11 protein-coding genes are annotated in these 8,652 nt (G+C 26.4%); 10 read left to right on the plus strand and 1 reads right to left on the minus strand.

Annotated elements, in window-relative coordinates; translation table 11 throughout:
* Positions 1 to 551 (plus strand): recombinase family protein (locus J7G74_RS05910; RefSeq protein ID WP_297133077.1); only part of this gene is annotated, 551 nt, incomplete at its 5' end.
* A 1,109-nt stretch (positions 552 to 1,660) separates the two neighbouring features.
* Positions 1,661 to 1,924: a hypothetical protein gene (locus J7G74_RS05915; RefSeq protein WP_297133078.1), complete on the plus strand. Its 264-nt coding sequence runs from the start codon at positions 1,661 to 1,663 to the stop codon at positions 1,922 to 1,924.
* Between the two features lie 151 nt (positions 1,925 to 2,075).
* Here the strand turns inward: J7G74_RS05915 and J7G74_RS05920 are convergent, their stop codons facing one another.
* Positions 2,076 to 2,432: a type II toxin-antitoxin system RelE family toxin gene (locus J7G74_RS05920; RefSeq protein WP_297133080.1), complete on the minus strand. Its 357-nt coding sequence runs from the start codon at positions 2,430 to 2,432 to the stop codon at positions 2,076 to 2,078.
* Positions 2,433 to 2,635: 203 nt separating this feature from the next.
* On the opposite strand from J7G74_RS05920, the gene J7G74_RS05925 reads away from it, so the two are divergent.
* The 8 genes from J7G74_RS05925 (at position 2,636) to J7G74_RS05955 (ending at position 8,436) form a co-directional block, all read left to right on the plus strand.
* Complete coding sequence (locus J7G74_RS05925) at positions 2,636 to 2,917, plus strand: type II toxin-antitoxin system prevent-host-death family antitoxin (RefSeq protein ID WP_195949465.1); 282 nt, start codon at positions 2,636 to 2,638, stop codon at positions 2,915 to 2,917.
* Between the two features lie 769 nt (positions 2,918 to 3,686).
* Positions 3,687 to 4,907 carry a hypothetical protein gene (locus J7G74_RS05930; RefSeq protein ID WP_297133086.1) on the plus strand — a complete coding sequence of 407 codons (1,221 nt, stop codon included), beginning with the start codon at positions 3,687 to 3,689 and terminating at the stop codon, positions 4,905 to 4,907.
* Between the two features lie 146 nt (positions 4,908 to 5,053).
* The gene (locus tag J7G74_RS16905; RefSeq protein ID WP_443081643.1) at positions 5,054 to 5,146 is read left to right on the plus strand and encodes a helix-turn-helix domain-containing protein; all 93 of its coding nucleotides are present in this window, start codon (positions 5,054 to 5,056) and stop codon (positions 5,144 to 5,146) included.
* Positions 5,147 to 5,250: 104 nt separating this feature from the next.
* Positions 5,251 to 5,610: a hypothetical protein gene (locus J7G74_RS05935; RefSeq protein ID WP_297133087.1), complete on the plus strand. Its 360-nt coding sequence runs from the start codon at positions 5,251 to 5,253 to the stop codon at positions 5,608 to 5,610.
* A gap of 268 nt (positions 5,611 to 5,878) precedes the next feature.
* Entirely contained in the window at positions 5,879 to 6,553 is a 675-nt protein-coding gene (locus J7G74_RS05940) for a hypothetical protein (protein WP_297133090.1), read from the plus strand.
* Positions 6,554 to 7,213: 660 nt separating this feature from the next.
* Positions 7,214 to 7,399, plus strand: coding sequence for a hypothetical protein (locus J7G74_RS05945; protein WP_297133092.1), 186 nt, complete (start codon positions 7,214 to 7,216; stop codon positions 7,397 to 7,399).
* A 566-nt stretch (positions 7,400 to 7,965) separates the two neighbouring features.
* Positions 7,966 to 8,103: a plasmid mobilization protein gene (locus J7G74_RS05950; protein ID WP_297133094.1), complete on the plus strand. Its 138-nt coding sequence runs from the start codon at positions 7,966 to 7,968 to the stop codon at positions 8,101 to 8,103.
* A 195-nt stretch (positions 8,104 to 8,298) separates the two neighbouring features.
* Complete coding sequence (locus J7G74_RS05955; protein ID WP_297133097.1) at positions 8,299 to 8,436, plus strand: hypothetical protein; 138 nt, start codon at positions 8,299 to 8,301, stop codon at positions 8,434 to 8,436.
* Positions 8,437 to 8,652 lie beyond the last annotated feature (216 nt).

Consider the following 8,652-nt stretch of genomic DNA (forward strand, 5'->3'; position numbering starts at 1 on the left):
AATATCAATTAGATAAATTAAATATAAAGTATGATAAGGAATATATAGATAAATGTACTGGAAAGAATAAAGAAAGACCACAATTAATTAAAATGATGAATGAATTAAAAGAAGGAGATATTCTTTATTGTGAAAGTATCAGCAGATTAGGAAGAAACCTAAAGGACTTAATTGAGATAGTAGAGCAATTAATTAATAAAGGCGTTAGAGTTATTTTAGTAAAAGAGGGTATCGACACTAGCACAACAACCTATAAGTTATTAATAGGTATATTTGGAGCAATAGCAGAAATGGAAAGGGAAACTATCCAGGAAAGAACATTACAGAGTATAGAAAGATTAAAAGAGATAAAATCAAATACTGGTGAAGTTGCTACCAAGAGTGGTAAATGGTTTGGTAGAGAAGAAAAGAAAGTTAGTGATCTACCGAAAGACTTTAAAAAATATTATGACAAAATGTTAAATAAAGAAATAACAAAAGTAGAAATGGCTAAGTTATTAGGCGTTGGTAGAGCAACTCTTTACAGATGGATTAAATTATATGAGGAATAATAAATATATTGCAACGGTTATTTTTAATCACCGTTGCAATATAAAAAATCTCCACATGTGGGGAAAGCGTCAATTTGACGGTATCAATATAACTAGAAGAGGATGGCAAAATATTTTGCTGCCCTCTTCTTACATTAAATAGTTTAGGTGTTGGAAATACCAACAACGGAAATTTAACTATTAACTCTAAAATCGGTATTGACGATTTTAGAAGTGACAATTAGTAATATCTGAATTTTATAAATATAAGATGACCCGATGAATCACAGGGTCATGTATCAAGATAATGCATCATATATCTTAAAATTTAAGTCGTGGTCAATTAAATTGACCTCGGATTTTTCTGAAATAGTTTTTTAAAGGCATTCTAAAGTGCATATTATGCATTTTAGAATATTTTTTTATTTTGAAAATTTATTATGAAGATGGCGAATTTTTTCCCGATAAGTTGGGAAAGAGTAGTTATAAAATTCGGAAATGAAATTCCGATACTAGGTTTAAATTATGAGTTAAAGGCTTAAATAAATCTAAGTTATAAGTATATAGTGAATTTAAAAGTGGGTCGGTTTGCTCGACCGACTTATCTTCAGATAACTTGACCGACGTCGTTATCTTAGAAAAAAGAAATAAAGAAAGAAAATATATATTATAAATATTTTAGACAAACTAAACGGATATATCTGTTTAGTATTATATTAACCTAACCTATCCTATCCTTACCTAATCTAACCTAACCTGTGTATCCAAATGGTATACATATGGTATACCAAACTATGGACTAATTATTGTATTTTGAATGTAGCGTTTTAATCGGTGCAAACTTGCACTCATCAAAGCAAAAAAATAAGTCCTTCAAAAAGACTTGTTTTAGCTGGGGGAACGATTTGTTCACTCAGATGTAATTTACAGTTAGAAAAAATAATAGAAGAATTTAAAAGTGGGTGAACATAAATCACTCACTTTAATATAGAAATACATGAGTGAATGTAAAAGTAGGACTATCCCAATTTGAATAGTGATAAAGTAGCTTATAGGATATTTTTATAAAGATATAAAAACAAATACCCAAGAGAAATATTTCACTGGGGAGCATTGGAGGAAAAAGAAGAATGAAAGAGAATTTAAGAAAAGATTATATAGCTTATGATGGAACATTAAAGGATATTAAAAAATATTATGCAGAAAAGATACAAGCTAGTGAAAAAGTTAGAATTGATATTAACAAGAGTAGTGATCCAATTGAAATGTTAGATTTAAGTTTACTATGTATTTACTTTTTAACTGGAGATAAATTATTTTATGAGCAAAATAGACAGAAATTAATAAACATTATTGCCAGTTTTGATGGAGAAAAGTTTAATTATGAAAGTTAATACTATTTTTTATAATTAACCACTGTCAATTTGGCGTTGGTTAAACGAGAGAAATATTTCCGAGTATTATTCAAAACACTTTTAATAATAAAATTTAAATAATATTTTATGGTCTTTAAATAGATATATAAATAAAAGATAAAAAGGGAGTTTATTTCCCTTTTTTCTTTGCTAAAATTCTTTCAAAAGCCTCTTTGTAAACTTCTTTATTATTACGCTTTCCTATAGCAACTAATTCAGCTATAGGCTTGTTCACTTCTTTTATATTAACAATTTCATATGAATTATTAACTTTTGTATAAACTATTCTATATTTAGCTTCATGAACATAGATAGCATAATAACCCTCTAGATTTATTCCATTTAAGTTTTGAAGAGCTTTTCCTAAATGTATGTTTTTTTCAAGTTCATCTAATTTAGCAAAACATTCAATTCTAACATTTTTAGGTAGTTCCTTTAAATCATTGATAGTTTCATTAGTAAATGAAACTTCACATCTAGTTGTCATATGTTTCTCCTTTCTATAATTCTTTTGATTATATAGGAATTTTATTCCTATATACATTATATTATATGCTCCAAAATAAAAAAATATAATTTTATGCATTATTTTATATATTATTTTATGTACTATTTTATGTATTTTGTATACAAAGTATTAATTTTAGGATAAAATAATAATGTGAAATCAAAATTTGGGAGGTGTTTCTCATGGCAATGGCAATAGAAAGAGATTGTATTGTATCAGCTAGTGAGATAGTAAAGAACTTTTCTAAACTTAGAAAAGAAGCAAAAGCAGGAAAAGATTTAGTTATTTTTAAGAACAATAAACCAGATTTAGCATTAATAGATATAAACGAATATGAAAGTCTTAAAGAACTGTCTAATTTAATTGAATACTATGAGATAGATAGTATTATTAAAGAAAGAAAAGTCAAAGATGATGGGGTTAGATATTCTTTATCAGAGGTTAAATCTATGTTTGAAGATTAGCTTATTTTTAGAATAAAACAGATCAAGTTACATCAATTTTGATGTAACTTTTTTATTTTAATTTTTATGATTTATTTATGACAGGTCGAAATATCCCACCATATTTATTTAATATATTCTTACTTACAACAATTTTGTTGTTATGTAAAAAAGAGGACAAGGAAATATTTCCGAGTCCTCTTTTTCTTATCTTAGAAAACACATCTAACAGTTGGAAATAGTAGATTTTATCAGAGTGTTGGAAACACAAAAGAAACACAGAAAAAACACTGAGCAAACACAGAACAAAATCAAAACAAAACAAACAAGAATGATAAAGAATATATAAAGAATGTAATAAGAAAGAAAAAGAATGGGAAGAAGGAGAAGAATATAAAGAAAAAACTTCCCAACCTCTTCATTTCAATTCAAATTAATATCAAAATAAAGAGAAAAAATTTCACTTGTTATCAAAAAGATACATTTTATGATGATTAAAAATAGGGAATAAAAAGATAGAATTGATTTTAATATAAAGTATAAACGTAAAATGTAGAAAAATTGGAAAAGTGATGATATAATAATTTTAAAAATAAAAAAAGACCTCGCACTTTCAAATATACCGCAAATATATTTAAAAGTTACTTAATAGGTAAACGGACTACCTAAGAAGCATGAAGCCTTTTAACTAAGGGAATTATAGCATTTAGTTAAAGAATTTTCAAGCCTTTTAGGATAATAATACCTAGAAGGCTTTTTTATTTAACTAGATGAAAAGAGGTTAATAAAAATGGGAGCATTAAAACTAGAATATAAAAAAGGATTATTTAATGGATATACACACATATATATTGGAATGATGGGAGAATTACAACCATTAGAATGTATTGAATATGATGAATTTGAAGAGGCTATAAATAAATACAGTGGATATTATGATGTATACGCAACTCAAAATACTATAAGCAATACATATACAAGAACCAATAAAGATGTATTACAGTTAAGAACTTTATATATAGATATAGATAAAATAAATAACACTGATGAAATAATAGAATTAATTAATAATTTAGTCAAAGAGAAAGTAATCCCAAAACCACATAAAATAATTTTTTCAGGAAGAGGAATACATATTAAATGGTTTATAAAGGATTATGCTGGGACAAGCAAAAAGAATATGAATGTTTGGAGCAGATTACAAAATTATTTAATTAAGACTTTTAAAAATGCTTTAAATAGTATGGGTGAAGTTGATAAAAGAGTAAAAGACCCGTCAAGAGTTTTAAGGATAGAAGGAACTATTAATTCAAAAAGCGATAAAGTAGTAAAATGTTTAGTTAATAATGAGCATGAGTTATACGACTTATATGAGTTATATAATATATATACTCCATACAAGCCACAGAAAGCCACAGAACAAAAGAAAAGTAAAAAAGGTATAAAACTATTAAAGAGTAAAACAACACTAAATTATGGGCGTTTAAAGGACTTAGAAATGATATTGGAATTAAGGGAGTATGATTTAACAGGAATAAGAAATAGTTTTCTAATGTTTTATACAACATATTATATTCTAGTTAATAACTCAAATTATGAGGAAACATTACAAGAAATAAAAGTTGTAGCAAGTAGAATTAAATCTAAAAAATATACTTCTTTGGCTGAATTAAAATCATTTGTAAGAAATGGACTTAAAAAGGTCGAAGAGCATAAAGAAGGACAGAAGGTATTACCAAAAAGTGAAACTATTATCGAATGGTTAGATATTTCAGAAGATGAACAAAGAGAATTAATTACATTAAAGTCAAAAAAGATAAAACAAGAGAATAATAATGCTCAAAGAAGAGAAAAGAGAAGAAATTCAGAAGGGTTAACTTCAAAACAAGCCGAATTAAAAGAATTAAAGATTAAAGTATTAGAATTAAAAGAACAAGGGTTAAGTAATGTTAAAATTGCAGAAAAGTTAGGGACAAATGAGAGTAAAATAAGAAGGGTATTAAAATTATAATTACCTCGTCAAAAAATGGCTCTTTAATATATGTATGTTGTCTTTGTCCCGAAGGTACATATAAATAATGTTTTATATGATTAGTACTACCCTTATTTGAATCAAGAGAGCAACAGAAACAAGACACTCTTAAGGCTATAAATGAGTTGAAAGAAAAAGGATTTAATAATACAAAAATCGCAGAAAAACTAAACATAAGTAGAGTTTACGTTTCAAAAATAATAAATAATAAAGTGTAAACTGAAATGGCTCTTTAATATATGTATGTTTCCCTCTTCTACCTATAGATTTATAGATAACTTAGATTATACAAGTGATATTTTAAAATAGAGGTGACCTAGTGGTGTTTACTTACATTTTTAATAAAAAAAGATTTGTACAGAAATTAGGGAATTATATATCGCATACAATAGTAAATACCTTTGATGAATCAGAAGGTAGAAAAATACTTAGAAGTGCAGAGGAATTAAATAAATTAGATAGATTAGATTTAGCTTATAAATTTTATGATAGTTTAAATATGAATTTAGAAGGAAATCCAGGACGAGAGTTTATGGTTGATGATATTGCTATTTATATTGATTATATGATACCGAAGTCATATGTTAAATGGTATTTGAAAGAACATAATAAAGGGCCTAAAAATATGAAAGTTGATTTGGAGAAATACGGTTTAATTTATCATTATGAATGTAATAAATAAATAGAAATTTAGGTAAAATAGAAGTACAATAAGAAATAGAATAGTAATGAAAGTAACAGAGGTCGGAACAGGTAGCCGACACCACGCATAAGCGGTAGGAGATGCAGATTACCACCTGCCTTTACTTTCAAGATATAAACGAGCCATAGAGTTATTCTATGGCTTTATTTGTTTTAATGGGATAGGAAGAGTATTCTTATCTCTTTTTATATGCAATAATATATTATAAAAGTATATCAAAGTAATATAAATAAAAAGGGGTATGAGAATGAATAGAGAGGAATTTAATCAATTAGATATAAAAGGTCAAGTTGATTATTTTAATAATGAATTAAAGCTAATGAGTAATAATTTTAATGCTATATGTAGGCAAATAGGAATATCAAAAAATACTATATTAAATAGATTTAAGTCTAATGGGTTTGAGTTATTAAGAACAGGTCAAAAAATAATAGGTTTTTCGCAATATATTGCGAATGATAGAAATATAGAAAAAGACCTAATCCTTCAAAAGGATTGGTGCTTAAACGAACAAAATTGTTCAGTTGAAATAGAAAAAAGGACGGCGAAAAATTTCGCTGTCGCTCAAAACGACAGCGACCTAGATAAAAATATCAAGGCTGAAAATTCAGCTATGAAAAATAAAAAGAAAGCTAGTGATCCATACGAAATAAATTTAATTTTAAAAAGAATTGAGTCACTAGAGAAAAAAGTTGAAATATTAGAGAGTGCAAACTTGCACTCAGCTAAATATTTGGAGAGTCAAGACCTTGACTATAATAAAAACTTTATCAAGAGTTATGAAAATACTATAACTAAAACATTTAAAATTGACTTAGAAGTATATAAAGAGTTAGAAAGGGTATTTAATAGATATAAGATTTATAAAAAACAAGATATAGTTAGTAGTTTATTAAAATATGCTTTGGATAATATAAAATAATATTTAGTAATACAGAAAAATTCTATATTACTAAAGTATATTACAATAATAAGTTTTAGTAATATAATTATATATTTCCTTATCGTTCAAAAGGATAACGAGAAAATACGATTTTCTTGTTATCTTCTTTATCTTATATTTTTTGTTTTCTGTTTCTTCTAATCATATAACTACGTTCTATAAAATATTTTAATGGGTCAATGTTTTGACTTATTAAAAGGGTATCGATTTAACCAATACCTAAAGTTAAAATCTGATGCACCAAATTAGTGCATTAGGTCAAAATAGAAAAACTTAACCTATAACTAAAGTCAAAATTTGATTTCAGTAATAAATTAAAAGGGGGTCCCCAAACGCGACCCCCTTTTGTCATTAAAAAATTATAACTCATTATGTTTTAAAGACATAGCGAAAATGTCAGTCGATTTAATTGAGTTGCTGGAGCAGAAAATTAAAATATTAGAAAACGGAGACCTCCGTTTTCTAATATGCGCGTTTTATCAAAGAAAACTGCGTTAATTATACCCGTGCGAAAAATTTCGCTCGTTAAAACCTAGTAATATCAAGGGTTTAATAAAAAACTGCTCATTTTCATACATGACGCAGTTTTTATTATGTTTTAAAATTAATTTATGAACATATAAAAACAATATTTCTTATATGGTTCATAAATTAATTGAACTTTATTCAACTGGAATGGCTTTAGGATATTCAACATCTCCTAATCCTAAAGGGGTGATTTACCCCAATAGAAAAAGAATAGATAAAGTTGATGAAAATGGGGAAATATCTATTTGCTCACGTGGTGTAAGCAAATATTTAACAGAAGAAATTTCTTCAAGATAAAAGTTAAACCTAAGTGATTATTTACTGGAAAGAGCCACAACAGAATAGTATGTATTTTTATTCAACCACGTGAAAATTCCTTTTAGTTTAGTTATGAAACCATGTGCAGGTTAGGAATATTTGGTACGTTTTTGATACGGTTTTTGTGTACCAAAGTGGGACATTTGGAAATTTTTTTGATATCGCAGAAATACTAGGCTTTGCCTAGCCTATCAAAGATTTTGATAGCAATTTCTCTTTATGCTCTTTATAAAAATTTAAAGTATTAATTTCCAGTTTAATAATAGTATAAAAACTTTCAAGTAATGACACCGTTGTTTGGAAGATAATTTTTAAGTAGTTATTTTGATGTCTAAACATGGTGTCATAATACTTTTTATTTATTGTGATATTTTCATCTATACAAATAGACTTTTTTGCCCAACTGTAACTATGGCTATTTTTTGAGCAATAGGGGAGTAAATTAAACATTCAGATGTCCTTAATAGTAACATCTGAAAATAAAAAAAGTTGTTGACAATGCCGTACAAATACCGTACAATAAAATCAAGAAAGGTGGTGAGAAAATGAAAAATAGCAGAATAGAATTAAGAGTATCACAAGAAGAAAAAGAAAAAATAGATAAAGAAGCAGAAAAAGAAAATCTTAAAACTGCTACATTTGTGAGAAAAGTTGTATTAGATTACATAGAAAATAAGCAATAAAAAAAAGCCCACCCAATAAGGATAGACCTAACATGCTAATTAGATTATATCTTAATTGGGTGGTTAATTCAAGGAGGATTAATTACCAATGAACATTAATACATTAAAAAACTACATAGAGAAGTGTAATTCTCATAAGGTTAAACCAACCCTAAAGGGAGCAGTAATATATATAAGGTTTGGGGTGGTTAGATAATGGATAAAGAATTAAAGAAAGAGATCATTATTAAAGGTATTAATAAAATAGATGATGAAAAGTTCTTAAACTTTCTTTTCGGATTTGTTATTAGATATAATAGGACTAAAATAAAGGAAAATAAAAATGGAAAATAAGAAAATAGATGAAATAATAATTAAGTTGTTAGAGATTCAAAATAGATTTAAATAATATTTAAGTAGGATAACGTAAATTTGGCGTTATCCACTTTATTATTTATAAAAGAAAAATAAAGTGATAATACCCCTATAGACAAAAATGTCCATACCCCTATAGACAAAAATGTCTATGAGAATAATACAAATATTAATAATACAAATATTAATATATAT

The sequence above is a fragment of the Terrisporobacter sp. genome (assembly GCF_017888745.1).
Taxonomy (GTDB): Bacteria; Bacillota; Clostridia; order Peptostreptococcales; family Peptostreptococcaceae; genus Terrisporobacter.